This is a genomic window from Paeniglutamicibacter terrestris, assembly GCF_012271785.1.
Taxonomy (GTDB): domain Bacteria; phylum Actinomycetota; class Actinomycetes; order Actinomycetales; family Micrococcaceae; genus Paeniglutamicibacter; species Paeniglutamicibacter terrestris.
Genome location: NZ_JAAWVT010000001.1, coordinates 21,010 through 47,370, shown reverse-complemented (window position 1 = coordinate 47,370; position 26,361 = coordinate 21,010). Strand labels below are relative to the sequence as shown.

Below are 26,361 nucleotides of genomic sequence, written 5' to 3'. Positions count from 1 at the left end.
TAGACTGTCGCTGTGAGGCAAATCTTGGATGAAGGACCGTTTTTTCACGGCACAAAAGCCGATCTCCGGGAAGGGGAGCTCCTTGAAGCGGGCTTTCGCTCGAATTATCGTCCGGAGATCGTGATGAACCATATCTATTTCACCGCGCTTCCGAACGGTGCTGGACTCGCCGCAGAACTCGCGCAGGGTGACGGCGCCCCTCGGGTCTACGTGGTTGAGCCGACCGGCACGTTCGAGAATGACCCGAACGTGACCGACAAGAAGTTTCCTGGCAACCCCACCCGCTCTTACCGCAGCAGAACCCCGCTCAGGATTGTTGGCGAGGTTACTGATTGGCCACGACAGACGACCGAGGCGCTGCAGGCCTGGAAAGAGCGCCTGGCGGAGCTCCGCGCCGACGAGCGCGGTGAAATCATCAACTGACGATGATAGTTCTGGCGCCCGGCTCGGCTGGCTGTTCGGTTGGAGCGCACGAGTGACTCCTTATGCGAATCGGGTACAAAGACAATACGTGGGGGGCAACGTCCATCAGTCGGTGACTTGTAGGGTGGGGATATGAGTATTAGTAGAACGTCGCAGGTGGCCTTGATATTGTCCATTGCTCTGGTCGTTTCCGGTGCTCTTGTCGTCACGTTCTCGGATTTGGGGATCCTGGGATGGGTCTTGATTGTGTTGGGCATTGTCGCGGAAATAATCGCCGTTACACGTAAAAGAACAGTGCTTCAGTGACTGGGAAATTTCCGGCGAATATAACATTGTCAGCCTCGGGGAATTCAGTGATCCGCCCTGATGGATCAACTTCATCTGCCCTAGCTGATCGCGAATTGGAAAGCTGGATTGCCGAGGTGCGGGAAAATCCAGGCCCCGCGTGCGCTGAGGTTGGCGTGTATGTCCTTCGTGCTGACTCCGCGGCACGCGCCAAATCGCGCATTTCTGGGCCCGAAGTGCCTATCGTCAAAGACCTTGGTGCTGATACAGGGTTGAGATTGCGTCTGTATCGGGCAAGTCTTGAAGAAACTTCTGTGGTGATCTAACTCCATGGAGGCGGGTTCGTCGTCGGAGAATTGAGCTCTCATTGTGGAATTTTCCGGAGACCGGCACTAATGGCAGACGTAGTAGTTCTGGCCGTGGACTACAGGCGCGCACCTGAGAATTCCAGCGCCGCTGCTGTGGACGACGCGGTAAGCGCTTATACCTGGGCATTGGAACAATTATCCGAGCTAGGTGGCTCGGCACAGAATGGCGTCGCTTTGGCTGATAACAGTGCAGGAGGCGCGATTGCCTTGTTAGCTGCAACAAAGCTCGTTGAAGACTCGATGTCACCTTCGCGCTACTCCTCAGATACCCAATCGCTGATATGACCATCGGGCAACAATGTACCACCGAGAAGGGCAACGGGCGGAGTCTCAACTCAGCCTGCCTTTCAGGGTTTATATAGGTGTCAGAAGTCGGCTGCACTCCCACAGAATCCCGCGGGATTGCAGCCGAGTGTTGTTGACACCGGCATGTCAGAATTGCTGCACGGAAACTGCATTCTTCTCCATCGTCCACTTCACCAGTTGTCAGTTTCCGAAGTCGTCAGCACTTATGTCGGCAGTCCTCGGCACTGCACCGGCCGCAGAGGAAACGTTGAATGCACCATCGGTGAGCGACGATTCATGCTCAAATTATTGGGTGGCAGGGAGAAATGATAGTTCTCGATTGCCCGGCGCGAATGACTACCAAGTACACCCACAGGCAGCATGTCGCCCAGTGGACTCATAAGTCTCAGGCCGGACGTATCCGTTGTGAAGACTCCGTGTCGGGCGACTTGGAAGGTGACTGGCCTTGGCGTCAGGGAAAGGATGAAAAGACTTCTTTCCGAACCAATCCTTGGAATATCTACCCACAGGAATTTGCTGATAGGAACCACTGACCAGTAATGATTGATTCCTGTCATGCCTCTTAAGTCACGGTTGTGAGTCTCAAAAGTGATTTTATTTTACTTGTGTTTGATGCATTTTAGAATCATTCCTTGCACAAAAGAGGCTTCCTTTTCCCACTGAAAGAGATTTAAGGAAGCCCCATTTTTATAATCAATGGTTATTATTTAGTTCTTCGTTGTCTCAGGGTCAGTAATGATCGCGAATCAGAATACGCTGCCTTACCCCGGAGACCACCACGAAAACCACAAGCGAGATCAATGACCACAACCACGTCACAGGAAGAAACTCAAAGGGGTCATCCAGCCCCCGCGATATTAGAGGCTCTGTCGAAGAGCACTCCTATCGGTGCCGAAAGCGCTCAACCGATCATCGTCCCAAGGACAGCAGCGCGGGTCGGCCAACTGATTTGAACGTGCGCAAACAATGGGGCAGAAAGGAAAGCGACTACGAACACGTTGAAGGAGGTGATCGTGAAGAACATCGCATGCACCACGTATCGCGCGAACAGCATTCCGGCGGAAACCAATAGCGTGAAGCCCGTCGAGAGGCCAAGCGTAACCGTGGGCCTGTCCTTGATCGCCTGTGAGCTGGATGCCACCAATTGGTCACCCTTGCTTGTTCTTGTGAGGATCGTTCTAAGCTCCTGATGCAGCGCCGTGTTCTAGTTAGGCGTCGTTGTTTATCCTATCTAGGCGAAAGCTCGAATTTTGGCGGCAAAACCACTCCAGTTGGTATACGCGCCATTTTTGTACACAGATCTTGGAACGCCCCCAGGCTTGTCATTTTTGATGTAAGCATCTACCCACAGGCGGTTCTCTCCGGGATTTCCTGAAAGTATGGCCGTCTCCACGATGGAGAATTTGATAGTAGAGCCGATTCCGTCCACATGTCCCTTGGCGGCAGCGAACTGATATCCCCAATTCCTGCCGCTACGACCATCGCTCCAAAATTCTTTCTGGAAGGTACAGGCAAAGTTCATTCCTGCGACTTTAAGTGGAAGCTTTTGGTTCTTCGTCGGGAAGTTTTTTGGGGCTCCCGATACTGGGAAGATGGCGCTAAACTTTCCTGGCTTCTTCATCAAAGCGCGGACCTTGTAGGGGTTCTTTTTGTAGAGATTGTAGCTGTAGGCGTATTTCCAGGCGGGGTCTGCCACAACGGGGTATGAAGCGTTCTTTGGCACTTCGACGTTCTGAATGATCGCGTTATCCGAGAATTCGAGAGTTGTCGCAAGTGTTCGCCCTTGCCCATCACGCGCCCAAGGTTCTTGGACTGCTATAGATGTTCCGTCAACGAAGCGCACCCCTACTTCGCCGTTGCCGAGATCGGTGGTGTCTTCAATGTTCTTGTCGAATTCCAGTTTGAAGTCTTGGAGTCCGGTCTTGGAGTTTGCCGCGAATATAACCTGGCCTCCGTCATTAGACGCTCTCACCATGGTTGTTGAGTCGTCTTCGTCGTCATGGAAGACGGCAAATCCGTCTTTGCTGCCATCAAAACTACTGCCATTGTCGATGGTGAGACTTGTGGACTGCTCGAGTGCGGGAGTTTCGAGCTGCACCTTGTGCGTTAACTCCGATACCTCTTCCTTGACGTCGACGCTTGAAGCTGGATCGGCATCGACAATGTCGTGCGCTGGGACTTCTGCCAAGACTGAGCTCGGTGTCGTCATCTCCGTGGAATTGTCGGGAATTGCATTTGCCGGTCCGGCGGTACCTAGCATACTGACCGCAAGAGCCAAGGAGATTACCCCAGCCCTAACCTGATTGGATTTCATCGAATTCCTTCTTCTAAGAACGGCGAGATTCGCAAAGTTCAGGGATTACTTCATCAGAATTATGTAAATAAATCAAGGTCTAACTAGTGTTTTTAGGCGAAAACTTGTCAAATTGATGTATTGGATGACTATGTTGTGCCAAGCTGATGGAGATTTTATTCGATTTTGTGTTTCCGCGATACCGTTCGACGGTTCCAGATCAACGAAATCTCCCTAAGTCGATCGTTTTTGACCAGTTAATTAGGAAATGGAAAGCCCCGGCTGTGGTTTTCAACGCTAGATGTGGCATTTTTTCGGAGCTAGATGTCCCAACGCCAAACCCACTGACTCTTGGTTCGCACTATTTCGAATGGGAACCATGATCGGATATTGTCATTTTCTCTAGTGGTATTGGCCGGCTCGGGGCTAGCTGGCAGACTGGGGCTACCCCGGCCGGGTCTGACTCGCTCATTTTCTGACCTGCCAAAGCAATGTCCTACTTCTGACCTGTCCGCCAGATCGGGGCTGCACCTTTCTGGCCCGCTCCGATGGCCTGACAGAAGGTTGTCCGGTCCGCCAATTTGTTTGGGCCGTGACTCGATAGAGAACTGCCTCGGCGTGATTCTTCCCGAATCAACGCTATAAATGCAGGTCCAAAGTGAGTACCTGAGATGACCATCTTGGCCAACAAATGCACCCATGCAGTAGGCGTGGACACCTTTGCCGAAAAACCCACACCTACGCCATCCTTGCCTCGCCAACTGGACAAGTCCTCGACACTGTAACGTTTTCGACAAGCCCGCCGGGCATCAGCCGGGCCACCAACTGGATGAACAAGCGGTCCGGAGCCGGACAGGTCTTGATTTCCGTGGGGGCCGAGTTCCTATGGTGCCGGTTTGACACGGACGCTCCGGGATGCCGGGATCAGGGTTTGTGACGTGCGGCCCCCACGCAGGACGTCCCGTCGGGCAGGGGAAGTCCGACGCAATTGATGTGGTGGCAGCAGTACAGAGTCCGCTCTTGGCATCGAGGCTGCGTCCCTGCTCGAGTCTCGAGCCGACGGTGACCGTAACGCCTTGCGGATCCTGTTGGATGCCCGCAGGATGTTGGATCGCCAACGGTCAGCCATCTGCTTTGCGCTGGCCGCGATTGTCCGAACCGCCGCACTGGGTGCTTATGCCCGTGAGCCCTGAGCGACGCCCAAATCCGCAACATTCCTGCCTAGCGGGCAAGGTCCTAGGACAGTCGGGCTGACCGGGTCGCGCGATGAGGCACGTCGTCTGGCCCGTCCCGTCAGTGCGTTCAACCCCGAAATAGAAGCCAACAGGACCCAGCCGTCCGACGTTGTCGAGGACATGGCGCCCGGGTTGATGGATTTACAAGGTCTGGGCCCGGTGACCTCGGCCGTCGTGCTTGTCATTTATTCCCACCACGGAAGGCTCCGTTCCGAGGCACCCTTTGCGGGCATCGCCGGTGTCAATTCGTCCCCGGCATCTTAGGGCAACACCGTCCGGCATCGGCTCAACCGCAGAGATTACCGGCAACTGAACAAGGCACTGCGCACGATTGCCCGGACGCGGATGCAGTACGACGCCGAAACGAAGCAATATGTGGAGCGGCGGACCGCGAAGGATAAAACCCGGAAGGAGATCCGCCGGTGCCTTGAACGCGTTATCGGCTGGCAACTCTCAAGAAAACTTCAAACGCTTATTGCTTGACTCGAAGCATAGAAGAGTTGGAAGGTGATTGCCCGACTAGCAGTACTCCGGACCGCGATTTCGCGTCCAGAACACCGGAAGCCCATCTTTCCAGCTATTATCGCCCCTCGATCGGCGCACCGTTTCGGACGCCAATCGAAAAATGGGGTAGGCAGGTGTACGCCCGTTAGGATTCATTAGTGGCAAAAATTGTTGTCCAGGCCTTTACGTTCTCGCCGAGTTCGAGATGCACTTCTCTAGCGTTCAGCTCCCTTTGCAGTATGGACACGCTAGCGATTCCGCCTGCGTCAGCTCCGCAGTCACTAGCGCCAATCGTTACTCCACTGCTAAGAACGATGTCCCACGATGATGAATCTTCGCATGAAACCATGAATCCGACTGAATCGAATCCAGTAGGCACGTCACCGATTGGCAACTCAATTGACCCAATACTCTCTACCTCGCCGATTACTTGGCTTGACTTGGCGAGACGCTGGACAGAATCCGAATGCATCTTATAGATATCAGTTGCCGTCGATTCGGCAGAGTCGGGTGAAACCGGGGAACTGCCTGTCATTTCGGCAGGGGCAGTAGCTGCTGGCGTAGAGACGCCAGTACAGGAGACCAAGAGCAGCGAAATTAGTGTTAGTCCTGAAATCGCCCCATAGATACGTTGTGTCATGAGGAAGATTGTCCATTACTAATACATAATCAAGCTTGCGTGTCGCACATATATCACCGATTAATTTTTATCCGGGCGATTTTACTCCAAAATTCAAGTACTTGAACTGTCCTTTTGGAATCTTATGGCGGGAGGGGAAGCTGCCTATTCTCGTTGCAAAAGTAGATTTATTCGAAGAAGTCTGACGGAAAATCGGCTGGCTTAGTACCTTCCTTGCCAGTTGGGGAGTGTCGAAATCGGACCACAGAAGACTTCCGCGATCGAGCTGAAGTGCAGGAATTGATCCTGCACGCCTACTGCCGACGATGCGGCGGCCTTATTGGTTCGACAAATCTGCGAATGACCAGCCCCCGCTGAGGAGGTTCTGGTTGCGGCGCTCGGTCCAAGTGGCATTCAGTGGCCGTGGACGCACAAATGCCTGTCAGCCCTCGCTGTGAAATCTCCATCGCGAAGAAGGTAAGCCAGCGCGTTGCCTCGGGTGAAGTGAATTTGCCGTGCTTGTAATGGAGTAAAACGGCTCGGGCGGCGGGATCTGATTGACGAAAAGGTGATCGTCCGCATATCCTGAACGAACGGTCAGTAAATAATTCTTTGTCACAGTGAGGTGAGCTCTATGGCTACGCAGCAAGAAGGCGGCGGAAGGCTATCCGCAGTACTTTCTCCTGAGGAGCAAGCAGGGCAGGATCGGTTTAATCAGATCATTGCCGAAGATTCGCGCATTGAGCCGCGCGACTGGATGCCCGAGGCTTACCGCAAGACCTTAACGCGGCAGATGTCGCAGCACGCTCACTCCGAGATCATCGGCATGCAGCCCGAAGCCAACTGGATTACCAGGGCACCGTCCCTGAAGCGCAAGGCCATCTTGATGGCCAAGGTCCAGGACGAAGCGGGTCATGGGCTCTACCTCTACTCGGGAACCGAAACGTTGGGCACCCCTCGAGATGAACTAAACGACCAGCTGATGACCGGCAAGGCCAAGTACTCCTCGATCTTCAACTACCCGGCACGATCATGGGCGGACATGGGCGCCATCGGTTGGTTGGTCGACGGTGCAGCCATCGCCAACCAGGTTCCGCTGTGCCGTGCCTCGTACGGACCCTACGGCCGAGCCATGGTGCGCATTTGCAAGGAAGAGTCCTTCCACCAGCGTCAAGGCTTTGAGATCCTTTTGGAACTCTCCAACGGCACCCCGGCGCAGAAGAAGATGGCACAAGATGCGGTTAACCGCTTCTACGCCCCCTCGCTGATGATGTTCGGACCTCCGGATTCCGATTCCCCGAACTCCGGGCAGTCCACGGCCTGGAAGATCAAGCGTTTCTCCAACGATGAATTACGCCAACGCTTTGTGGGCATGATCGTTGAACAGATCAAAATTTTGGGCCTGACTCTGCCCGACCCCGATCTCCGCTTCGATGCGGAGACCGGAACCTGGCTCCACATGGATCTGGACTGGGTTGAGTTCAAGGCAGTGATCGCCGGCAACGGACCGTGCAATGCACAACGCCTGCAGCGCCGACGCGATGCACACAATGAAGGCGCCTGGGTGCGCGAAGCAGCAGCCGCATATGCGGCAAAGATGGCTCGAAAGACTGAGGTTGCATAGGTTATGACGGATACAAACGGTACCTGGCCGCTCTGGGAAGTATTTGTTCGCTCCTCCCGCGGACTCTCTCACGTCCATGCCGGATCGTTGCATGCACCGGATGCGGAAATGGCACTGAAGAACGCGCGCGACCTCTATACCCGACGCAACGAGGGCATCTCGCTGTGGGTTGTGGCCAGCACGGACATCATTGCCTCGGACCCGGATGCCAAGGGCATGTACTTTGAATCGCCGCAGGGCAAGGACTACCGCCACGCCACCTACTACACCAAGAGCGAAGGCGTGAAGCACCTGTGAGCACACACGATATTGACCACTCGCTCGATAGCTTCGGCGACTCCACCGCCTCGGCCACCCGAGTCACCCCGGGCAACGCCCTGCGCCCCGAAGACATTGCCATCGCGCAGGCTAAACCCAGCGAACAGGTGGCCGAATACGCCCTGCGGCTGGGAGACGACGCACTGATTCTGGCCCAGCGGCTCTCGCACTGGATCTCCCGCGGTCCGGAGATTGAGGAAGACATCGCCCTGGGCAACATTGCCCTGGACCAGTTGGGTCACGCCCGTTCCTTCCTTTCCTACGCCGCGAAGGTCTGGGATAAGACCGAGGACGATCTGGCCTACTGGCGCGAGGAGGAGGACTTCCGTTCCCTGCACATCGTCGAGCAGCCCAACGGCGACTTTGGTGTGACCATCGCACGCCAGCTGATCATCTCCATCTACCAGCACCTGCTGTACACGGCATTGCTGGAATCCAGCGATCCGACGATTGCCGCCATTAGCGCCAAAGCCGTCAAGGAGGTCGACTACCACCGCGACCACGCCATCGCCTGGACCCTGCGCCTCGGCTTGGGCACCGAAGAATCGGCTCGCCGCATGCGCCACGCCTTAGATGTGTTGTGGCCCTATGTGGGGGAGATGTTCGAGGACGAGGAATTGCACGCAACCCTGGGTGACGTAGCCGTGGCACCCTCAACCCTGCGCGCGGCCTGGGATCAGGAATTCTCCGCCGTACTGGCCGATGCCGAACTGGCGCTGCCCACCATTCCCTTCGCGATGGCCCGCGGCCGCCGCGGCGAACACTCCGAACACCTGGGCTTCATTCTGGCCGAAATGCAGGTACTGGCGCGTAAGCACCCCGGCGCCAGCTGGTAAGCAAAGGACACGAAAAATGATTGCCACCGTCACCGAGCTGCGCGAGATCGCCGCACGGGTTACCGACCCCGAGATCCCGGTGCTCACCATCGCGGATCTCGGGATCCTGCGCAACGTGGAGCTAGAGGACGACACCGTAGTTGTCACCATCACCCCCACCTATTCAGGATGCCCGGCGATGGACGCGATCACCGAGGACCTTGGCACCGTTTTCAAGGCCTCCGGGTTTGGGAAGGTCCGCGTCAACTTGGTCCTTTCTCCGGCCTGGAGTACCGATTGGATGAGTGATTCGGGCAAGGCCAAGCTCGAGGCCTACGGCATCGCCCCGCCCACCGGAACTGGCCACCGTGGGCCTGTAACTCTGGGACTGGGCGTGAAATGCCCGCAATGCCACTCACTGAATACTAAAGAACTTTCCCGTTTTGGTTCCACCTCCTGCAAGTCCATGTACCAATGCAAGGATTGCCTGGAACCCTTCGACTACTTCAAGGTGCTCTCATGACAGACACGACACCCGCCCTGACCGCGACCGAGACCACAGATCCGCAGCTGCCGGGCCGACGCCGCACCACCTTCCATACCCTGAGCGTCGCCGAGGTTCGCCGGCTCACCGCCGATGCCATCGAGGTCACCTTCGAGGTCCCCGCGGACCTCGCCGGCCAGTATGACTACCTGCCGGGCCAGTACGTGGCTCTGCGCAAGGAACTCGAAGACGCCGACGGAAACCTCGTGGAGCTACGCCGTAGCTACTCCATCTGCGCAGTGCCCACCCCCGGGGCCATTCATGTGGCGATCAAGCGCGACATCGGGGGGATCTTCTCCACCTGGGCCAATGAGTCACTGCGGGCCGGAGACACCATGGATGTCATGAGCCCCACCGGCGGATTCATTTCCAAGCACCAGATGACCGGGATGAATGATCCCGAATCCATCAACGTGGAAACCGAAGATACCTTTGTGGCCGTTGCTGCAGGCTCGGGCATCACCCCGGTCATGGCCATCGCCCGCACCGTGCTGGCCGCCAATGAGAACGTGCATTTCGACCTCATCTACGCGAACAAGGCCTCGATGGACGTCATGTTCCTAGAGGAACTGGCCGATCTGAAGGACAGGTATCCGGCCCGTTTTGCCCTGCACCACGTGCTGAGCCGTGAACAGCGCATCTCCCCACTGCTCTCGGGACGTATCGACGCCGAGAAGCTGAACAAACTGCTCGGTGCCGTCATCCGCACCGACCAGGTGGACGAGTGGTTCCTGTGTGGTCCCTTCGAGCTGGTCCAGTTGGTGCGCGATAACCTGGCCGCCCAGGGCGTGCCGGCGGAAAAAATTCGCTTCGAGCTGTTCACCACCGGGGAACCCAACCGTCCGGAGGGAAACATTGGCCGCCCGGTCATCATTGACGAGGCGGATGAGACCTACCAGATTGAGTTTAAACTCGACGGCTTGCAGGGCGAGGTTAAGAGCCCGGTTAATGCCCGTGAGACCATCCTCAACGCCGCACTGCGGGTCCGTCCGGATGTTCCATTCGCCTGTGCCGGTGGAGTGTGCGGCACCTGCCGTGCCAAGGTCGTCGAGGGCGCCGTGGACATGGACGAGAACTACGCCCTGGAGCCGGACGAAATCGAAAAGGGCTACGTGCTGACCTGCCAGTCGCGCCCCACCACCGAACGCGTCCTGGTCGACTACGACGCCTAGCCGCGCTACACCAGGCCAAGGATCCATCCGCAGCTGCGGGTGGATCCTTGGCATAGGATCACCAACTGGAGTGAACACACCATCATGATTGAACTGAACATCACCGCCGGCGTGGCCGAGATCGTGCTCAACGCCCCGGAAAAGATGAATGCGCTGAACGTGGCCGCGCTTGATGAACTTGCTGCCGCTTACGACGAGGCCGCCGAGGGCGTGGAAACCGGTCAGGTGCGGGCCCTGCTGCTGCGCGGCGAGGGCCGAGGCTTCTGTGCCGGACGCGATATCTCGGGGGTGGTTCCTGCAGACGATGATGTCATGGGTTATCTCGGCGGCAAGGTGCAGCCGCTGCTGGCGAAGATGTCTTCCTTCCCCGCTCCGACCTTCGCCGCGGTGCAAGGGGCCTGCCTCGGTGTCGGGCTGGGTCTGGCGATCGCCACCGACGTGGTTTACGTGGCACAGAACGCCAAGATCGGTTCTCCCTTTGCCAACCTCGGCGCGACCCTGGATTCGGGCGGACACTGGCTGTTCACCGAGCGTCTGGGCACGCACCGCACGCTTGATCTGATCTACACCGCCGAGCTGATCAGCGGTGCCGACGCTGTGGCCTCCGGGCTCTTCTCTCGAGCCATGGCCGGAGAAGAATTATTGGAAAGCACCCGCGGGATCGTGGCCAAGGTAGCCAACGGTGCCACCGAAGCCTTCCGGGTCTCTAAGGAACTGGTCGCCCAGATTCGTGACCAACGGTTGGGCCTGTGGGAATCGATGAAAGAAGAGAATCAGGCACAGGCCGATCTGTGCGCCACCGATGACTACGCCGAGGGATTCTTGGCGTTCCAGGAAAAGCGGAAGCCGATCTTCAAGGGCTAAGCCCTAGTCCTGAAGGCTACGCTCCAGAGTGGATGAACCCTGCACCGAGCGCTTGCCACTGTTCCTGTACCGTCTTTGATTCCCGGCCTAGCCTTTTATGAGGGTGCCGGAGCGCGGCAATGCAAGCAGCGGCAGAGCAGCAAAAGCCGTCAGTGCTACCCAGATCCACATAGCCGGTTGCAGGCCAAGCCCATCACCGGCCAGCCCGCCAATGATCCCCAGCACTGGCACGGGGCCCATGGTGAATACGAGCCGGAACCCTTGCTGGCGTCCCATCATCTCGTCCGGGGCGAATCTGGCCAGCAATCCATAGGCCGTCGCGTTGTAGCTAACCATCAGCGCGTTGTAGAGCACCGAGTGGGCGATGACCAATATGAGGCCGATGCCCACCAAACTACCGGCCAGCGGAATCAAGGCCACAGCCAGGGGCAGAGTCATTACCGATAAGGCGAGGACCCTGACTTCGCCCAGCTTGGACACCAGCGCGGGCACCATCAAGGAGCCGAGCAATCCACCGATGGCAATCGTGGAGATGACCAACCCAATCACCTGCGGGGTGAAACCCAAGATCTTCACGAAGTAGAGCGTCTCTACCGCCGAGCCGAAGGCCAAGCCCATGTTGGTGATTGCCGAGGAGGAAATGAGCGCACGAATGGTTCGGTGTTTCAGGGTGAAATGTAACCCCTCAGCGAAGGATTGTTTGAAGCCGATCCGAGGTGTTGAATCCGGTGCGGGAAGCGCGGCCGCGGTCTTTTTACCGAATCCCCACAGTAGGGTCGCGGCGGCCAGAAGATTAGCCGTTCCGGCCACCAACAAAGTGAACGGTGCCGACATGATGGCCACCAGAACACCTGCCAGCCCCGGGGCGATGATACCCACCGAGGTATCGATGGTTTCCTTCCGGGCATAGGCGGTCGACACCAATTCGCGTCCGACCAGTCCCGGTATGGCAGCGCCCGCACCCATGGACCACAGCATGCCCGCCACTCCGACCAGGAATGAGACGGCGACCAGCTGCGGATAGCTCAAGACACCCAGCATCCAGCTCAGCGGGATAGAAAATATGGCCAGCCCGCCAGCCAACTGGGCCCACATCATGGTCTTGATGCGGTTAACCCGATCGAGCATGATTCCTGCAGGAATCGCCAGAAACAGGAATGCCACCGATTCGGAGGCGTTGAGGATCCCGATCTGGGTCGCGTTGGCACCCAAGGCGTAAATTGCCACCAGATCATTGGCAACGTTTAGGACACCAGACGCGACGGCGCCAAAGGCCACCGACACTAGGAGGGTTCCAAAGCCCGGTCGGCTACGCAGGCGGGCCGGCGCGACGCTCTCCAGCGCCGGGTCCTGTTGCTGGCTCATGGCAACCGATCTTTAGTGGGCTTGAATACGGTCTTCCCGATGCTACCTGATGGATTTTGGTCGTTCGGCTGTCGCTTCGGCTTGTGGCTCGCCGCGCAGCAGGGCTGCCATTCTTCCTCTGGCGTGCCTTCCCTCCGGGATCGGCAGCAGCGGGTAGACATGGACCATATTCAGTGCCTCATGAAATTCTGTGGGCACCCCGGCGGCACGGGCCTTAGCGATCAGAAGCTTGGCGTCCGGGTTGGTGATGTCTCGGGTACCGACGAATACACTGAGGGGGCCAAGCCCCGACAGGTCTCCGCAGAGCGGGCTGACTATTGGGTTCGTCAATGAGAGTCCATCACGCCAAAGATCCACCGCCGTGTGCAGACCGGGCCGGGCCAGCCATGGATCAAGTGGTTCCACAGTGTCAATCTCCGGATTGCTCAGGCTCAGATCCAGCGCGGGAGCGATCAGCACGGTGTGGGCCAGAGCCACCTGCTCATCTCGAAGTAGCAGGGCCGCTGAAAGCGCGATTTGGCCGCCTGCGGAGTCGCCCACCACTGAGACGTTGTTCGCGCCGTGTTTTTCGCAGAGGCTGCGAAGTAGTTCCGCGATCCGGGGGACAACACTCGCTGCTGTTCCTTGGGGTGCCAACGGATAGATGGGGACCAGTATCTGCGAGCTGGTGGCAGTGGACAGCTCGGCGACAAGCTGCCAATGCTGAGGGGCAATTTGGTTGATCCATGCGCCGCCGTGGACATAAACAATGTGTTGTTGTGGAGAGGTTTCGGCAGGATCCACACTGTAAATGGGCCATCCGCGGTCATGGTCCACCGTAATGGACACGCCTTTCAGGGCACGCCGTGGTGGACCGTAGGGTTGCGGACGCAACTGGCGATCGGCAACGAGCTTCGAGGTATTCTGCACGCTGATGTAATGGCGACGGTAGCCGAGAACCGTCAATAGTGGCGGTATTAATCGGCTGGCAAGACTGGACATTAAGTACTCCTTGGCGGGAAGTTGCGAGATCGCCTAATGGCGATTGCCCGCACCATCTCAGTATTGAACGCGGCGCTTACGTGTTATCTCGGACAGACTAGCGGGTATCAACGTCCTCGAAAATCAGGAAGGTTTGCGTGTCGAGCACACCCGGCATGGATTGGAGCTGGTCGAAGATGACGCGACGCAAGTCAACGTTGTCCCGAGCGCGCACCAGCAAAATCACATCGAAGTTCCCGCCGACCAAACCAATGTGGTGCACCTCCGGCATCGCTGAAAGTCGTTCACGCATCTCTCGCCAAGAATGCTGGCGCAACTTTAATGTGACGTAGGCGCTGGCGCGAAGCCCCGCGCGCAGCGGATCAATGACGGCCGTATAGCGAGTGATGACACCCTCATCCTGGAGCCGATTGATGCGTGAATAGGCGTGAGCTCGGGAAACGTGGACCTTTTGCGCGACGGTGGTTACCGACTGTCGACCGTCCTTGGTGAGTTCCTCCATGATCCGACGATCCACCTCGTCGAGTCGAACCGGGGGAGTCTCCATCAAATGCCTCTTTCTGCTTTGTCCAAAAACCATCATGTAGCGACGGTCACATTTTCAATCCGTCTTCAAGAGTAGCGATCCCATGCGCAGATATCCAGAATTTCCGAACAAGCTGGATACATTTGCGCTCCAAAACCCATACTTGAGTCAAGAAATGACATCAACGTACCATGTGGCGTAGGCCACCTCGGGACGTGAATAGCGCAGAAAGGCGTGAACCGTGACGATGACCGAACCACGCGAAGGAATTGAGCAGGTGAGCAGCAAATTCGGCATCACCCCCGAGGACTACATGCTGCCCGCCCGCACCGAAATTCACATGCTCGATATCAATGGCAAGTTGCACCCTGCGGGGGAACAAGGCGTTGAACCGGGCCATGAATACCCGCTACCTAGTCCCAAGGTGCTGGTGGATGCCTATGAACAACTTGTCATCGGCCGTCGCGTAAACGACCAGAACTCCGCTCTCGTGCGCCAGGGGCGCATGGCTGTTTATCCTTCGAGCCACGGACAGGAAGCAGCGCAGGTCGCCGCCGCACTCTGTCTGGGGGAGAACGACTGGATGTTCCCGACTTACCGGGACACCGTGGCCGTGATGGCCAAGGGTGTTGCCCCCATGGAAGTCATGGCCGGGTTCCGTGGTGACTGGCACAGCGGCTATGACCCGAAAAAATACAAGGTTTCGATCCAATCGACGCCGTTGACCACCCAGCTGCTGCACGCGGTCGGAGTTGCTCACGCTGCGAAGCTGCGCGGCGAAGACACCGTGGTGCTGGCCATGTGCGGCGACGGAGCCACGAGTGAAGGCGACTTCCACGAGGCGCTGAACTTTGCTGCGGTGTTCAACGTGCCGGTGATCTTTTTCGTACAGAACAACCAGTACGCGATTTCCGTACCGCTCTCCGCGCAGTCAGTTGCCCCGTCGCTGGCCCACAAGGCCGTCGGCTACGGAATGGCCGGGGAACGGGTAGACGGCAACGACCTCATCGCCTTGTTGGCGGTGCTTCGCCGGGCCGTCCGCCTCGCCAGAGAAGGTAATGGGCCGCTGCTGGTCGAGGCCCATACCTACCGCATGCAGGCACATACCAACGCCGACGATGCCACCCGATACCGCGAGGACGCCGAGGTCCAAGCCTGGATCGCCAAGGACCCGGTCGCCCGAATGCGCAGCTATCTTTTGGACGCCGGGTTGCTTCCCGATGCCACCGAAGCACGGATCACCGCAAGCGCCGAGGCAGTGGCCCAGACGCTACGCGATGGGATGAATTCGGAGAACACCCCGGATCCGACAGATCTCTTTGCGCACGTTTTTTCGACACCCACCACCCAACTCACCGAGCAGGCAGCCATGCTTGCCGACGAACTCGCCCGCGAAGAGGAGACCCGATGAGCGCCACAGCAACGACATCCTCGGCGGCTAACGGCAATGTCAGCGCGGCCACCGCAGCGGCAGCTGCACGCACGGCCACCACCGGAACCCAGCCGGTAACCTTCGCCAAGGCGCTGAACACCGCCCTGGCCGATTCCATGGACTCGACGGATTCAGTCTTGGTCTTCGGCGAGGACGTCGGAATTCTCGGTGGAGTATTTCGGATCACCGACGGCCTGACCAAACGCTTTGGCACCAATCGCTGCTTTGATACCCCGCTGGCCGAATCCGGCATCGTGGGCATGGCCATTGGTATGGCCATGAACGGCATGCGTCCGGTGATCGAAATGCAATTTGATGCCTTCGCCTACCCGGCGTTCGAGCAGATTGCTTCCCACGTCGCCAAGATGCACAACCGCACCAAGGGCAAGATGCCCTTACCCCTGGTCATCCGCATCCCCTATGCCGGCGGCATCGGGGGAGTGGAGCACCACTGCGACTCCTCCGAGTCCTACTACGCCCATACCCCGGGACTTAAGGTGTTCACCCCGGCCACGGTGGCCGACGCCTACCTGATGCTGCGCGAAGCCATCGATTCCCCGGACCCGGTCATCTTCATGGAACCCAAGAAGTTGTACTGGACCAAGGAACAGGTCGACCTGGAGGCGCTGCGTATCTCGCACGAAACCGCTGCTGTGCCTCCCACCGAGGGACGGGCCGCCATCGCACGCACCGGCACCGACGCCACCCTGATCGCCTACGGACCCTCGGTGTCCACCGCCATGGCCGCAGCCGAAGCCGCGGCCCTGGAGGGCCGCAGCCTCGAAGTTATTGATGTGCGCACCATCGTGCCGTTGGATGATGCCACCATCTGCGCGTCGGTGCGCAAGACCGGGCGCGCCGTCGTGATCGCCGAGGCTCCGGGCTTTGCCTCGGTCTCCAGCGAGATTGTCGCGCGCATCCAGGAACGCTGCTTCCACTCCTTGGCCGCCCCGGTACTGCGCGTCACCGGATTCGATACCCCGTACCCGGCACCCAAATTGGAAAAGTACTATTTGCCATCCGTTGACCGCATTCTGGATGCCGTTGATGCACTGCAATGGGAGGAAAAGGCATGAGCGTCAAAACCTTTTTGCTGCCGGACCTAGGCGAGGGCCTCACCGAGGCCGAACTGGTGCGCTGGCTGGTTGCCGAGGGCGACACCATCGAAATCGACCAACCCGTTGCGGAGGTCGAAACGGCCAAATCGATGGTGGAGGTGCCCAGTCCCTATGCCGGGACCATCCACGAGCTTCACGGAGCCGAGGGCCAAATGATGCTGGTAGATGCCCCGTTGTTCTCTGTCCTCGAAGCTGGCTCCAGCGCGCCGAGCCCCGCTGCCGCTCCGGCGGTTCGTGAGGTGGCGCAAAGCTACCGCGAGGAAGAACGTGCCGGCGCCGTCGCTCCTAAAGGCGAGGGTTCGGGCAACGTCTTGATCGGTTATGGAACACCGGAAGGGCTTGCCGCCACACAACGCAAGCGCCGACCGCGATCCAGCATGACCACGTCGGATGGAAACGGTGCTGTGCTTCAGTCCTCCGTCCGCAGCGCCGCCCTGGTCATCTCGCCGTTGGTCAGAAAGCTGGCTCGGGACCGCGGCATAAACATCAATAACGTCTCCGGTAGTGGGGCCGATGGCCTCATTCTGCGCTCGGACATCGAGGCTGCCACGGCCACCGCCGCACCCGCAACAGTTGTAGCTGCATCGTCGCCCGCTCAGCACACGTCGCCAGAGGACGCTACGGCTAAGGATTCTGGGATCGCGTCCGGTGCGTCTCCAGTGAGCGGAATCGATGCGCGCTCGGGGCTGCCTGTTGCCACGCGCACCCCCATCGCCGGGGTACGAAAGGCGATCGCCACTGCCATGAGTCGCTCGCGAAGCGAGATTCCCGAAGCTACGGTGTGGGTTGATGTTGATGCCACCAATCTTCTGCAGATGCGTTCTGCCATGAAAACCAGCGACCCGGAAAACACTCCGGGCCTCTTAGCTTTCATTGCCCGTTTTGTGATTGCTGGGCTCATCAAATACCCGGAGTTGAATACTCGGATCGAGCACAACGCCGCAGGTGACGCCGAAATTATTGGATTCGACGGCATCAACCTGGGTTTCGCAGCGCAAACCGACCGGGGTCTGATGGTTCCGTCCATTCGTAATGCACAGGACCTCAGTGCCCGTGGACTGAATAAGGAACTGTCTCGGCTGACAGAAGTTGCCCGCGCCGGTAAGGCCACCGTCGCCGAACTGACCAGCGGAACCTTCACCCTGAATAACTACGGTGTTTTCGGTGTGGACGGCTCGGCAGCCATCATCAATTATCCGGAGGTTGCCATCCTCGGTGTTGGCCGGATCCTCGATAAGCCATGGGTAGTTGATGGGGCACTGGCGGTCAGGAAGATGACCGAATTGACGCTGGCCTTCGACCACCGAGTCTGTGACGGCGGTACGGCCGCTGGCTTCCTACGCTTTGTCGCCGACGCCATCGAAAATCCTGCTTCGGTGCTGGCTGATCTCTAAAAGCAATAATTCTGCCGGAGTCGATGCCCGTGGTTCAGCGATCGTGAAGATCGCTGAACCATGGGCATTTAGCTTTTGCGGCTGCCCCTTCTATCGGTGGAACTTCGGCTCTATCCTGAACCCATGAACAAGTTACCTGTTGAATACGAGCAGTATCTTGAAGGCAAAGACGAATACCACGTCGACTCCGTCATGCCAGTCTTTCTGGAATCAGTTGCGGAGGGAAAATTTGGCGTTCACATTCGCGGCCTCGGAGGGCATTCCGAGCAAGCCTATGTAGATGAATCAGTTCCCTTCGGAACCGTGAAAATCACCGTGCCTTAAAACCCGAAACGCTGGGCAACGGCATCCCATCCTTGGGCACCACGACGGTGGTTCCCAAGGATGGTTTTTGCTTAGGCGGGTTCTCATGCAGAATGTGTCTAAAGCCGTAACACCGCTTCACTCGGCACAAGAAAGATGGGGACCTCTCATGCCGCAACACCTAATGCCCGTGGTGGAACAAATCTCCGCATCGTGCTGGCGCCTACACAACCGTGGCTTCGACATGAATTCCGGTTTAGTGGTGGGTCAGGAACGGGCCGCGGTGATCGATACCGGCTCCGGGCCGCGGGAAGCGGGCGGACTTTATCAGGCCATCCGCAAGATCACCGATCTGCCGTTAGTGGTAGTCAATACCCATGCTCATGGTGATCATGCCTTCGGCAACAGCTATTTCGCCGCCCATGGGGTTCAAGATTTCTACATCAGCGCCGAGGCGGCCGAGCATCTGCGAGAAAGGGGTGAAGCTGAACGACAGCTGGTGCGCTTCCTAGAACCAGAAATGGCGATGGGTAAGGGAGAATATTCGCGTATTTTGGTTCCCAAAAACATCGTTGACGAATCTGGTGTTACCTTGGACCTCGGCTCTGTGACCTTGGAAATTTTTGGGCGGGGCCAAGGGCACACCGGCGGGGACTTGTTGGTGCGTAGCGGCAATATCCTGTTCACCGGTGATCTGGTGGAGCAAGGTGGCCCGCCCAACTTCGAGGATGCGGATCCCTTTGCCTGGTCCACGCTACTGGGCGCCTTAGAAGCCGAATGTTCCTCTGACACGGTGGTGGTACCGGGGCACGGCCACGTGGTCGACAAGGAATTTGTGGGTTTGCAGCACCGGGAAATGATTGCTGCCATTCGGGAAGGCCAGGAGATCATCGCATCACGGCCGGCCGGACGTTTTGACCCCACCGCTTATCAGTTGCAGATTCTCCCTTACGGTCCTGAACAATCGGCGATCTTCTTACAAAGGTTAGTTGAAATACGGCCCTAACCTGTTGCGTAGGATGAAGGCATGAGCGAACAACCCTTCAGCCTGCGTCGGATCGCTGTGAAGGTGTATTCCCCGTCGCTCCTCTACGGCTTGGGGCTGGGCGCCGTAACGCCGATCATCGCTCTCTCGGCCCTGGAACGCGGTGCCGACTTGGCCACCGCGGCACTTATTGTGACTCTGGTTGGCGTTGGTTCGTTGATTTCCAATGTTCCAGCCGCGATGCTCACGACGAAGATCGGTGAGCGACTGTCGATGGTGGTTGCCTCCGGGTGGGCTGCGCTGGGCATGGGGCTGGGCATTCTGCCCTCAAACTTGGCGGTGTTTTCCGTCGGCGTCACGATGATTGGCATGGCCGGGGCCGTCTTCAACCTAGCTCGACAGTCCTATTTGGCCGAGGCAGTGCCCCTAGAATTTCGGGCGCGGGCGATGTCGACATTGGGCGGAGTGATGCGCATTGGTGTCTTCATCGGACCCTTTGCCGCTACCCTGGCCATGAAATGGTTGGGCATCGCCGGTGCATTTTGGGTGGCCATGGCAGCCATGGCGATCGCCGCGGTGGTCTGCCTGCGAATTCCGGACTTGGAGTCGCGGGCCGCGGTGGAGGTTGGGCAAACACGATCCGGTGGATCGATGGTCTCGATCGCCAAGGATCAATGGCGGATCTTGTTGGGAATCGGTTTGGGCGTTGTGTGCATCTCCGCGGTGCGGGCCACCCGTCAGGTTGTGCTGCCGTTGTGGGGAGAAAATATCGGCTTAGATGCTGCCACCATTTCCCTGATCTACGGTGTCTCTGGTGCCATCGATATGCTCATCTTCTATCCAGCGGGCAAGGTCATGGATAAGCGCGGTCGCGTCTGGGTCGCGGTGCCGTGCATGGCAGTGATGGCTGTGGCACTGTTCTTACTGCCGCTGACACACAGCGTACCGACGATGATGGCCGTGGCGATGTTGTTGGGATTCGGCAATGGCATTGGTTCCGGAATTGTCATGACGCTTGGCGCAGACTATTCGCCGATTTCGGGACGAGCCAAGTTCTTGGGTCTGTGGCGGCTGATGTCTGACACCGGTGCCATGGCAGGGCCGGTGGTACTTGCGGCATTTGTCGCCGTTGCTACCCTGGGCACCGGAGCTGTGGCAGTGGGTGCTGTCTCGCTCACGGGTGCCGGAATCTTTGCCTACTTCATTCCTCGGACCTACCGGAAACGAATGGGTGCGCCGTAACGATTAAATATCCCATGGACCAACATGCCCACCAGCATGGCTGAACCCAGAATCAAGGCAAGACCCACGACAAGGAAAAATAGCAGCTGGACGGATCCAAGCGTCCCGATGGCGGGGTGCGGCATCGATAGTGCGGCACACAAGAACAACAAGACCACGAGGGCGCCAGCCACGCCCGCAAACAACAGCAGGCGACCTGCTGCTGATGGAATGATCCGTTCGGCGTCTCGCGGTGCCTCGGGTTTTCCATGGAGACGATGTAGGAACAGGCCCGCGACCATGCACCACCAAGCCACCACGAGGTAGGCAGCAATCACGTCACTTGGACGATGCCAACCCAAGACCAATGTCGACGCTCCAGCGATTGCCGCATAAATCCAGCCCAGCAACGCCACCCAGGATCGGTGTGCCAGAGGGCTAACAATGAAGATCGCTGCCATCGAGGCGGCGGCAAAGGTGGTGTGCCCCGAGGGGAAGGAATTCACGGAAGCCGCGGAGATGTTCAAATCCGGGCGCTCCAACAACACGTGCTTGAGCAGCTGCGTGGATCCGGTGGCACCAAGCATCATCATGAGGGCCACACCCGGGCGCAAGAAATCCCGGCGGCGGATGAGCGCGATGAGGACGAAGCCTCCCGCGAGCAATGCCGAAACAGCTGGCATATGGTCCAGGAAGGCCAGCGCCGAGGCGCGAGGCTTGTCAGCGGCGAGGAATGCTTGCCCGCCTAGCAATGCTGCTTCATCGATCCATTGCCCGAGTTTGGTGCGGACAAAAAACTCGAAGGTCACCCCAAAGGCAGCAGCAACTAGCACTAATGCGCCACACCACAGGAACAACGCGCGGCCTGCGGAGGCCGTTGGGGGAGGTGAAATGGATGATCTCATTGCCATCAGGGTGTCATATATGCGGCTTCAACGGCATGAAACGTGGCGCTTATCCCACCCGAACGATTGGTGTTTTTCGCCTCTGTACTCCGCAGCCAATAGGGCAGTTCGACGATTCTTAGGACTCTTGACAAATATATTTGTCAGTGGAATTCTGGACTCATGTTCGACCTCGAAGTACTAACGAATCCCAGAGCTGCATCCGCGGCGTTGGACCCTATGCGCCAACGACTGCTGATTGAACTCGCGGACCCCGCCTCGGCAAGCATGCTTGCTGCCCGCTTGGAGATTCCTCGCCAGAAAATCACCTATCATCTGAACCAGATGCTAGAGGTGGGCTTGGTAGAGGTGGTTGAGCTGCGGTCCAAAGGGATCATGACCGAAAGACTCATGCAGGCCACGGCCACGGCCTACGTGATTTCCCCGCAGAGTATCGATGTGCTGAGCCCGTCCGCCCCCGGGCTGAGAAACGAAGCCTCGGCCAGCTGGCTGCTCGCCCTGGCAGCCAGAACGATCCGCGAGGTGGGAACCCTGCTGCTGGGCGCACGCAAGGTGGGAAAGGAGTTTGGCACCTTTGCCATCGACGCCGAGATAGATTTCGCCACCGCCAGAGACCGGGCGGAATTTGCTCGGGAGCTCGGTGCTTCCGTCGCCAGCCTCGCCGCAAAATATCACAACACCACCCAGAACACCGGGCGCGCACACCGTCTGGTCGTTTCCCTCCACCCCACCCTGAAGGAGCACACACCATGAGCAAAGAATTCGAAATTGTTGAGGAACTCTCCATTGACAGCACCCCGGAGCGAATCTGGGAAGCGGTGACAACAGGCACCGCAGCGTGGATGTTCCCCACCGATCAATGGCCATCTGTCAGAACCCTCGAGGAGTACCCCACCCATCTGGTAACGCGAATGGACGGACCGGACGGCTGGTTCAACCAACTCGAGCACGTGCTAACACCCGGAGAAAACGGTACAGCCGTCCGCTATGTGCACTCCGGGATCTTCGTTGATGACTGGGACAACCAGTACGATGGCGCCTCCAAGCACACCGTCTTCTACCTCCACACACTGGGTGAGTACCTGACTCACTTCGACGGCAAGGACGCGGCGTTCAGTGATGTTCAGGGTCCCGAAGCCTCCAAGGCCGCAGGAGCATTGCAGAAATTCCTCGATGCCCTCGGCATCAAGGATTCACCTCTCGGCACCGAATTGGTGCTCGCTCTACCCGGTCGCGACGCGGCACCTGTCACCGTCGATTTTCGCAATCAGAACTTCGTGGGACTTCGCACCGAGAATATGATGGTGCGGATCTTTGGACGCAATGCCTTTGGCGGAGTCGTCGGGCTGACGGTTCACGATTTTGCTAATGGAGCCGACGCCGAGGCCAACACCGAAGCCTGGCAATTGGCCATCAACGCTGCCTACTAATTTGCCGCGGATCGTTGCGCCGGCAGTATCAACAGCATCGCCACATGCGCCGGTAGGCTGGAAAGCATGACTGAGCTGCCCGATCTTGAAGAACTCGTTAACGCCTCTCACGTGGTGTCACTACCCATGCGCGTGCAATTCCGTGGAGTCCGCCACCGTGAGGCGCTGTTGTTCCAGGGGCCGGCTGGCTGGGGAGAGTTCTCGCCCTTCTTGGAGTATGGAAGCAACGAAGCGTCCTCATGGCTGCGGGCAGCTATCGAAGCGGCCTGGGACGGCTACCCCCACCCCGTGCGCGATGAAGTCCCAGTCAACGCAACACTGCCCGCTGTGGGTCAAGATCAGGTGGAGAGTGTTCTGGCCGCCTACGACGCAACTCATACCGTCAAGGTGAAGGTCGCGGAACAAGGTCAGGACCTGGCCCAAGATGTGGCCCGCGTGGCAGAAGTTCGCAGGCTGCTGCCGGATGCTGCAATCCGCATTGATGCCAATGCCGGATGGAATCACCAAGAGGCCATGGCTGCCTTGGAAGCGCTGGCCGGGTTCGGGCTGCAATATGCCGAGCAGCCGGTGGCCAGCATCGAGGGCTTGGCCCGAGTTCGCGAAGAGGTGGCCCGACGCGGGCTGGGTGTGCTGATCGCTGCCGACGAATCGGTGCGTAAGGAATCTGACCCGTTGGCAGTGGCCCGAGCCGGAGCTGCTGATCTGATTATCATCAAGGCTCAACCGTTGGGCGGAGTGCGTCGGGCCCTGCAGATCGTTGCCGATGCAGGTCTACCTGCCGTGGTCTCCTCGGCCTTAGATACCTCGATCGGGCTGCGCCAGGGTGCAGCCCTGGCCGCCGCATTGCCCGAGCTGCCCTACGCTTGTGGGCTGGCCACCGGATCGCTATTTACCTCCGACGTCACCACCGACAGGTTTGTCGCGGTCAACGGAGCCCTGCAATTGCGCCAAATCGTCGCTGACCCCCAGCTTTTGCGTCGCCATGCGGTGAGTTCTGAACGCAGTGCCTGGTGGCGGGCACGACTTGTCGAATGTTATGGGGAATTACTCGGCACAGAACAGTAGTCGAAGAAGGCGAGATATCCGTCACGATCCGGTGATTTTGAACGGCTTAACACCTTTCGTCCACCGTTCGTTTACCTGACGGCGGCCGTTTGATCACCGTGCGCTGAAAGGCTAATGACCGAGGTCATCCACCGAATCATTCGCTAGTTTTGTACGGAGAAAACCATGAGCCCGATACGTACTTTCCTTCCCATGCTTGGCCACACCCGCGGTAACCGCGACGCGGCAACTTGCCATTTCAAGTGTGGAGACGCTTGTGCCAAGGATGTTTGTAACACCAGCTCCAATGGCTACTTCCGTGACATCGCTGATGGAGCTTTGAGCCGTCGTTCCATTCTCGGCCTCGGTGCCGCAGCCTCTGCAGCTTTGGTCGTTGGGGGCCAAAGCATCGGAGCTTCGAATGCCACCGCCGACACCATCGTTGCACCACAGGGTGGCGGGAAGCTCGCCTTCAAGGCCATCGCTCCGGTTCCGCGCACCGTTGATGCTGTGACTGTGCCCGAGGGTTACGACTGGGCACCGATCATCCGCTGGGGCGATCCGCTCTTCAACAACACCGCTGCTTTCGATATCACCAAGCAGAGCGCAAAGCGTCAGGCCGGTCAGTTCGGTTACAACAATGACTACCTGAACATCATCGTGGACAAGTACTCGGGACGCTCCGGTCTCTTGGTGGCCAACCACGAGTACACCAACGAAGATTTGATGTTTGACTCCGTATGGTTCGAGGCCAATAAGACCGAGGCCGCGAAGATCGCTATGGAAGCTCATGGCTTCTCCATTGTTGAGGTCAAGCGGGTCAAGAGCGGCACCCCTTGGGAGTACGTCCGTGGCGCCGAACGCAACCGCCGCATCACCGCCACGACCCCCTTCACCGTGGATGGACCGGCCGCGGGCTCCGAACTGCTCAAGACGGTTGCCGACCCTACCGGTCGCACAGTTCTGGGAACGTTGAATAACTGTGCCGGTGGCACCACCCCGTGGGGCACCGTGCTCTCCGGCGAAGAGAACTTCAACCAGTACTTCCGCGGCCAGGGATCAGCCTCAGATGCTCGCTATGGCATCGCCGATGCTGCTACCGAACGCCGTTGGGAAGACGTTGATCCGCGTTTCTCCGCCCGTAACCCCGGCTACGAGAATGAAATCAACCGCTTTGGTTGGATCGTGGAAATTGACCCGCAGAACCCCAACTCCACACCCGTCAAGCACACCGCGCTGGGACGCTTCAAGCACGAAGGCGCCAACGTTCGGATCGCTGATGATGGACGCGTCGTGGCTTACTCGGGCGATGACGAGCGCTTTGACTACGTGTACAAGTTCATCTCGAAGGATAAGTACCGCCGCGGTGACCGCAGGCACAACATGAGACTGCTCTCCGCCGGTGACCTATACGTGGCAAAGTTCGCTGGTAACTCGCCGGTTGCCGAAATCGATGGGGCGGCTACCGTTCCAGCCGATGGTTCCTTCGACGGAACCGGCACCTGGATCCCGCTGACCCTCGATGGCGAATCCATGGTCCCGGGCATGAGCCTGGAAGAAGTTCTCGTCTACACCCGTTTGGCAGGCGACAAGGTCGGTGCCACCAAGATGGACCGTCCCGAGGACGTTGAGCCCAGCCCCGTTACCGGAAAGCTCTACATTGCGCTGACCAACAACACTCAGCGCAACACCACCGGTAAGGCCACCGTCGACGAAGCCAACCCGCGGACCAAGAACCGCGATGGCCACGTCATTGAACTTACCGAGCGGAATAACAACGCGACAGCTACCAGCTTCAACTGGAACATCCTGTTGGTCGCCGGGGACCCGACCAAAGATGCGAGCACCTACTTCTCCGGCTTCCCGAAGGACAAGGTCTCGCCAATTTCTTGCCCGGATAACCTCGCGTTCGACTCCAAGGGCAACCTGTGGATCTCCACCGATGGCCAGCCCGGCACGATCGGTTACTGCGATGCCCTGCACAAGGTCACGCTCACCGGTTCCCAGCGCGGCAAGGTAGAACAGTTCCTCGCGGTTCCGGCCGGCGCAGAAACTTGCGGTCCGCTGATTCATGATCGTGACGGTTCGGTCTTCGTTTCGGTGCAGCACCCCGGCGAGGGCGGCACCTTCCAGGAACCGACCTCGTTCTTCCCCGACTACGTCATGAACCCGTCCAAGGCCAAGCGTGGCGATGTCTACGGTCCTCGTCCGTCAGTCATCCAGGTCTTCACCAAGGCCAAGGGACACGGTCCTAAGAAGTAGCCCGCACCAGCACCACGCGAGCAAG

At 58.4% G+C, this 26,361-nt stretch carries 23 protein-coding genes and 1 pseudogene; 18 read left to right on the top strand and 6 right to left on the bottom strand.

What is annotated here, in order from left to right; translation table 11 throughout:
- The first annotated feature begins 12 nt into the window (after positions 1 to 12).
- The 3 genes and pseudogenes from arr to HED64_RS20230 form a co-directional block, all read left to right on the top strand.
- A complete protein-coding gene (gene arr / locus HED64_RS00215) occupies positions 13 to 423 on the top strand; it encodes an NAD(+)--rifampin ADP-ribosyltransferase (RefSeq protein ID WP_168150164.1) in 411 nt (136 codons plus the stop codon).
- A 132-nt stretch (positions 424 to 555) separates the two neighbouring features.
- On the top strand, positions 556 to 729 hold the full coding sequence (locus HED64_RS00210) for a hypothetical protein (protein WP_168150163.1): 174 nt from the start codon (positions 556 to 558) through the stop codon (positions 727 to 729).
- A 317-nt stretch (positions 730 to 1,046) separates the two neighbouring features.
- Positions 1,047 to 1,361, top strand: a pseudogene (locus tag HED64_RS20230) (alpha/beta hydrolase fold domain-containing protein); the annotation flags it as partial.
- Between the two features lie 922 nt (positions 1,362 to 2,283).
- Here HED64_RS20230 and HED64_RS00200 read toward each other — a convergent pair.
- Together HED64_RS00200 and HED64_RS00195 are read right to left on the bottom strand one after the other, a co-directional pair.
- Positions 2,284 to 2,526 (bottom strand): hypothetical protein, encoded by a 243-nt coding sequence (locus HED64_RS00200; protein ID WP_168150161.1) that lies wholly within the window; start codon positions 2,524 to 2,526, stop codon positions 2,284 to 2,286.
- An 87-nt stretch (positions 2,527 to 2,613) separates the two neighbouring features.
- Positions 2,614 to 3,696, bottom strand: coding sequence for a hypothetical protein (locus HED64_RS00195; RefSeq protein ID WP_168150160.1), 1,083 nt, complete (start codon positions 3,694 to 3,696; stop codon positions 2,614 to 2,616).
- A 2,971-nt stretch (positions 3,697 to 6,667) separates the two neighbouring features.
- On the opposite strand from HED64_RS00195, the gene paaA reads away from it, so the two are divergent.
- The 6 genes from paaA (at position 6,668) to HED64_RS00165 (ending at position 11,370) form a co-directional block, all read left to right on the top strand.
- Positions 6,668 to 7,657 carry a 1,2-phenylacetyl-CoA epoxidase subunit PaaA gene (gene paaA, locus HED64_RS00190; protein WP_168150159.1) on the top strand — a complete coding sequence of 330 codons (990 nt, stop codon included), beginning with the start codon at positions 6,668 to 6,670 and terminating at the stop codon, positions 7,655 to 7,657.
- 3 nt (positions 7,658 to 7,660) lie between these two features.
- A complete protein-coding gene (gene paaB, locus HED64_RS00185) occupies positions 7,661 to 7,954 on the top strand; it encodes a 1,2-phenylacetyl-CoA epoxidase subunit PaaB (RefSeq protein WP_132358875.1) in 294 nt (97 codons plus the stop codon).
- Positions 7,951 to 8,811: a 1,2-phenylacetyl-CoA epoxidase subunit PaaC gene (gene paaC, locus HED64_RS00180; RefSeq protein ID WP_168150158.1), complete on the top strand. Its 861-nt coding sequence runs from the start codon at positions 7,951 to 7,953 to the stop codon at positions 8,809 to 8,811. The genes paaB and paaC overlap by 4 nt, the downstream gene beginning before the upstream one ends.
- A gap of 16 nt (positions 8,812 to 8,827) precedes the next feature.
- Positions 8,828 to 9,313, top strand: coding sequence for a 1,2-phenylacetyl-CoA epoxidase subunit PaaD (gene paaD, locus HED64_RS00175; RefSeq protein WP_168150157.1), 486 nt, complete (start codon positions 8,828 to 8,830; stop codon positions 9,311 to 9,313).
- The gene (gene paaE / locus HED64_RS00170) at positions 9,310 to 10,506 is read left to right on the top strand and encodes a 1,2-phenylacetyl-CoA epoxidase subunit PaaE (protein WP_168150156.1); all 1,197 of its coding nucleotides are present in this window, start codon (positions 9,310 to 9,312) and stop codon (positions 10,504 to 10,506) included. Before paaD ends, paaE begins: the two co-directional genes overlap by 4 nt.
- Before the next feature lie 84 nt (positions 10,507 to 10,590).
- Positions 10,591 to 11,370, top strand: a complete 780-nt coding sequence (locus tag HED64_RS00165) for an enoyl-CoA hydratase/isomerase family protein (RefSeq protein WP_168150155.1) — start codon at positions 10,591 to 10,593, stop codon at positions 11,368 to 11,370.
- Positions 11,371 to 11,457: 87 nt separating this feature from the next.
- Here HED64_RS00165 and HED64_RS00160 read toward each other — a convergent pair whose 3' ends face one another.
- From HED64_RS00160 to HED64_RS00150, 3 genes are all read right to left on the bottom strand, one after another.
- Positions 11,458 to 12,735 carry an MFS transporter gene (locus HED64_RS00160; protein WP_168150154.1) on the bottom strand — a complete coding sequence of 426 codons (1,278 nt, stop codon included), beginning with the start codon at positions 12,733 to 12,735 and terminating at the stop codon, positions 11,458 to 11,460.
- A gap of 42 nt (positions 12,736 to 12,777) precedes the next feature.
- Positions 12,778 to 13,716, bottom strand: coding sequence for an alpha/beta hydrolase fold domain-containing protein (locus tag HED64_RS00155; RefSeq protein WP_168150153.1), 939 nt, complete (start codon positions 13,714 to 13,716; stop codon positions 12,778 to 12,780).
- Between the two features lie 97 nt (positions 13,717 to 13,813).
- A complete protein-coding gene (locus HED64_RS00150) occupies positions 13,814 to 14,263 on the bottom strand; it encodes an Lrp/AsnC family transcriptional regulator (protein WP_132358861.1) in 450 nt (149 codons plus the stop codon).
- A gap of 226 nt (positions 14,264 to 14,489) precedes the next feature.
- On the opposite strand from HED64_RS00150, the gene HED64_RS00145 reads away from it, so the two are divergent.
- The 5 genes from HED64_RS00145 (at position 14,490) to HED64_RS00125 (ending at position 20,716) form a co-directional block, all read left to right on the top strand.
- Positions 14,490 to 15,653, top strand: coding sequence for a thiamine pyrophosphate-dependent dehydrogenase E1 component subunit alpha (locus tag HED64_RS00145; RefSeq protein WP_168150152.1), 1,164 nt, complete (start codon positions 14,490 to 14,492; stop codon positions 15,651 to 15,653).
- Positions 15,650 to 16,750 (top strand): alpha-ketoacid dehydrogenase subunit beta, encoded by a 1,101-nt coding sequence (locus HED64_RS00140; RefSeq protein WP_168150151.1) that lies wholly within the window; start codon positions 15,650 to 15,652, stop codon positions 16,748 to 16,750. Before HED64_RS00145 ends, HED64_RS00140 begins: the two co-directional genes overlap by 4 nt.
- Complete coding sequence (locus HED64_RS00135) at positions 16,747 to 18,186, top strand: dihydrolipoamide acetyltransferase family protein (RefSeq protein ID WP_168150150.1); 1,440 nt, start codon at positions 16,747 to 16,749, stop codon at positions 18,184 to 18,186. The genes HED64_RS00140 and HED64_RS00135 overlap by 4 nt, the downstream gene beginning before the upstream one ends.
- 409 nt (positions 18,187 to 18,595) lie before the next feature.
- Positions 18,596 to 19,495 (top strand): MBL fold metallo-hydrolase, encoded by a 900-nt coding sequence (locus HED64_RS00130; RefSeq protein WP_342590613.1) that lies wholly within the window; start codon positions 18,596 to 18,598, stop codon positions 19,493 to 19,495.
- 21 nt (positions 19,496 to 19,516) lie between these two features.
- On the top strand, positions 19,517 to 20,716 hold the full coding sequence (locus HED64_RS00125) for an MFS transporter (protein ID WP_168150148.1): 1,200 nt from the start codon (positions 19,517 to 19,519) through the stop codon (positions 20,714 to 20,716).
- Here HED64_RS00125 and HED64_RS00120 read toward each other — a convergent pair.
- Entirely contained in the window at positions 20,689 to 21,606 is a 918-nt protein-coding gene (locus HED64_RS00120; protein ID WP_168150147.1) for a phosphatase PAP2 family protein, read from the bottom strand. The two genes, HED64_RS00125 and HED64_RS00120, sit on opposite strands and share 28 nt — an antisense overlap.
- A 156-nt stretch (positions 21,607 to 21,762) precedes the next feature.
- On the opposite strand from HED64_RS00120, the gene HED64_RS00115 reads away from it, so the two are divergent.
- From HED64_RS00115 to HED64_RS00100, 4 genes are all read left to right on the top strand, one after another.
- The gene (locus HED64_RS00115; protein ID WP_168150146.1) at positions 21,763 to 22,353 is read left to right on the top strand and encodes a winged helix-turn-helix domain-containing protein; all 591 of its coding nucleotides are present in this window, start codon (positions 21,763 to 21,765) and stop codon (positions 22,351 to 22,353) included.
- Positions 22,350 to 23,030, top strand: a complete 681-nt coding sequence (locus tag HED64_RS00110; RefSeq protein ID WP_168150145.1) for an SRPBCC domain-containing protein — start codon at positions 22,350 to 22,352, stop codon at positions 23,028 to 23,030. Before HED64_RS00115 ends, HED64_RS00110 begins: the two co-directional genes overlap by 4 nt.
- A 66-nt stretch (positions 23,031 to 23,096) precedes the next feature.
- The gene (locus HED64_RS00105; protein ID WP_168150144.1) at positions 23,097 to 24,095 is read left to right on the top strand and encodes an o-succinylbenzoate synthase; all 999 of its coding nucleotides are present in this window, start codon (positions 23,097 to 23,099) and stop codon (positions 24,093 to 24,095) included.
- 165 nt (positions 24,096 to 24,260) lie between these two features.
- Entirely contained in the window at positions 24,261 to 26,336 is a 2,076-nt protein-coding gene (locus HED64_RS00100) for a PhoX family protein (protein WP_168150143.1), read from the top strand.
- Positions 26,337 to 26,361: the final 25 nt, after the last annotated feature.

Excerpts from the sequence above, each read along its gene's own strand:
- paaB (WP_132358875.1), top strand. The coding sequence starts at position 7,661 with ATGACGGATACAAACGGTACCTGGCCGCTCTGGGAAGTATTTGTTCGC.
- HED64_RS00105 (WP_168150144.1), top strand. The coding sequence starts at position 23,097 with ATGACTGAGCTGCCCGATCTTGAAGAACTCGTTAACGCCTCTCACGTG.
- HED64_RS00150 (WP_132358861.1), bottom strand. The coding sequence starts at position 14,263 with ATGGAGACTCCCCCGGTTCGACTCGACGAGGTGGATCGTCGGATCATG.
- HED64_RS00125 (WP_168150148.1), top strand. The coding sequence starts at position 19,517 with ATGAGCGAACAACCCTTCAGCCTGCGTCGGATCGCTGTGAAGGTGTAT.
- HED64_RS00135 (WP_168150150.1), top strand. The coding sequence starts at position 16,747 with ATGAGCGTCAAAACCTTTTTGCTGCCGGACCTAGGCGAGGGCCTCACC.
- HED64_RS00145 (WP_168150152.1), top strand. The coding sequence starts at position 14,490 with ATGACCGAACCACGCGAAGGAATTGAGCAGGTGAGCAGCAAATTCGGC.
- HED64_RS00120 (WP_168150147.1), bottom strand. The coding sequence starts at position 21,606 with ATGGCAATGAGATCATCCATTTCACCTCCCCCAACGGCCTCCGCAGGC.
- HED64_RS00115 (WP_168150146.1), top strand. The coding sequence starts at position 21,763 with ATGTTCGACCTCGAAGTACTAACGAATCCCAGAGCTGCATCCGCGGCG.
- HED64_RS00195 (WP_168150160.1), bottom strand. The coding sequence starts at position 3,696 with ATGAAATCCAATCAGGTTAGGGCTGGGGTAATCTCCTTGGCTCTTGCG.
- HED64_RS00160 (WP_168150154.1), bottom strand. The coding sequence starts at position 12,735 with ATGAGCCAGCAACAGGACCCGGCGCTGGAGAGCGTCGCGCCGGCCCGC.
- paaA (WP_168150159.1), top strand. The coding sequence starts at position 6,668 with ATGGCTACGCAGCAAGAAGGCGGCGGAAGGCTATCCGCAGTACTTTCT.
- HED64_RS00130 (WP_342590613.1), top strand. The coding sequence starts at position 18,596 with ATGCAGAATGTGTCTAAAGCCGTAACACCGCTTCACTCGGCACAAGAA.
- HED64_RS00210 (WP_168150163.1), top strand. The coding sequence starts at position 556 with ATGAGTATTAGTAGAACGTCGCAGGTGGCCTTGATATTGTCCATTGCT.
- HED64_RS00110 (WP_168150145.1), top strand. The coding sequence starts at position 22,350 with ATGAGCAAAGAATTCGAAATTGTTGAGGAACTCTCCATTGACAGCACC.
- paaE (WP_168150156.1), top strand. The coding sequence starts at position 9,310 with ATGACAGACACGACACCCGCCCTGACCGCGACCGAGACCACAGATCCG.
- HED64_RS00140 (WP_168150151.1), top strand. The coding sequence starts at position 15,650 with ATGAGCGCCACAGCAACGACATCCTCGGCGGCTAACGGCAATGTCAGC.
- HED64_RS00155 (WP_168150153.1), bottom strand. The coding sequence starts at position 13,716 with ATGTCCAGTCTTGCCAGCCGATTAATACCGCCACTATTGACGGTTCTC.
- HED64_RS00165 (WP_168150155.1), top strand. The coding sequence starts at position 10,591 with ATGATTGAACTGAACATCACCGCCGGCGTGGCCGAGATCGTGCTCAAC.
- HED64_RS00100 (WP_168150143.1), top strand. The coding sequence starts at position 24,261 with ATGAGCCCGATACGTACTTTCCTTCCCATGCTTGGCCACACCCGCGGT.
- paaD (WP_168150157.1), top strand. The coding sequence starts at position 8,828 with ATGATTGCCACCGTCACCGAGCTGCGCGAGATCGCCGCACGGGTTACC.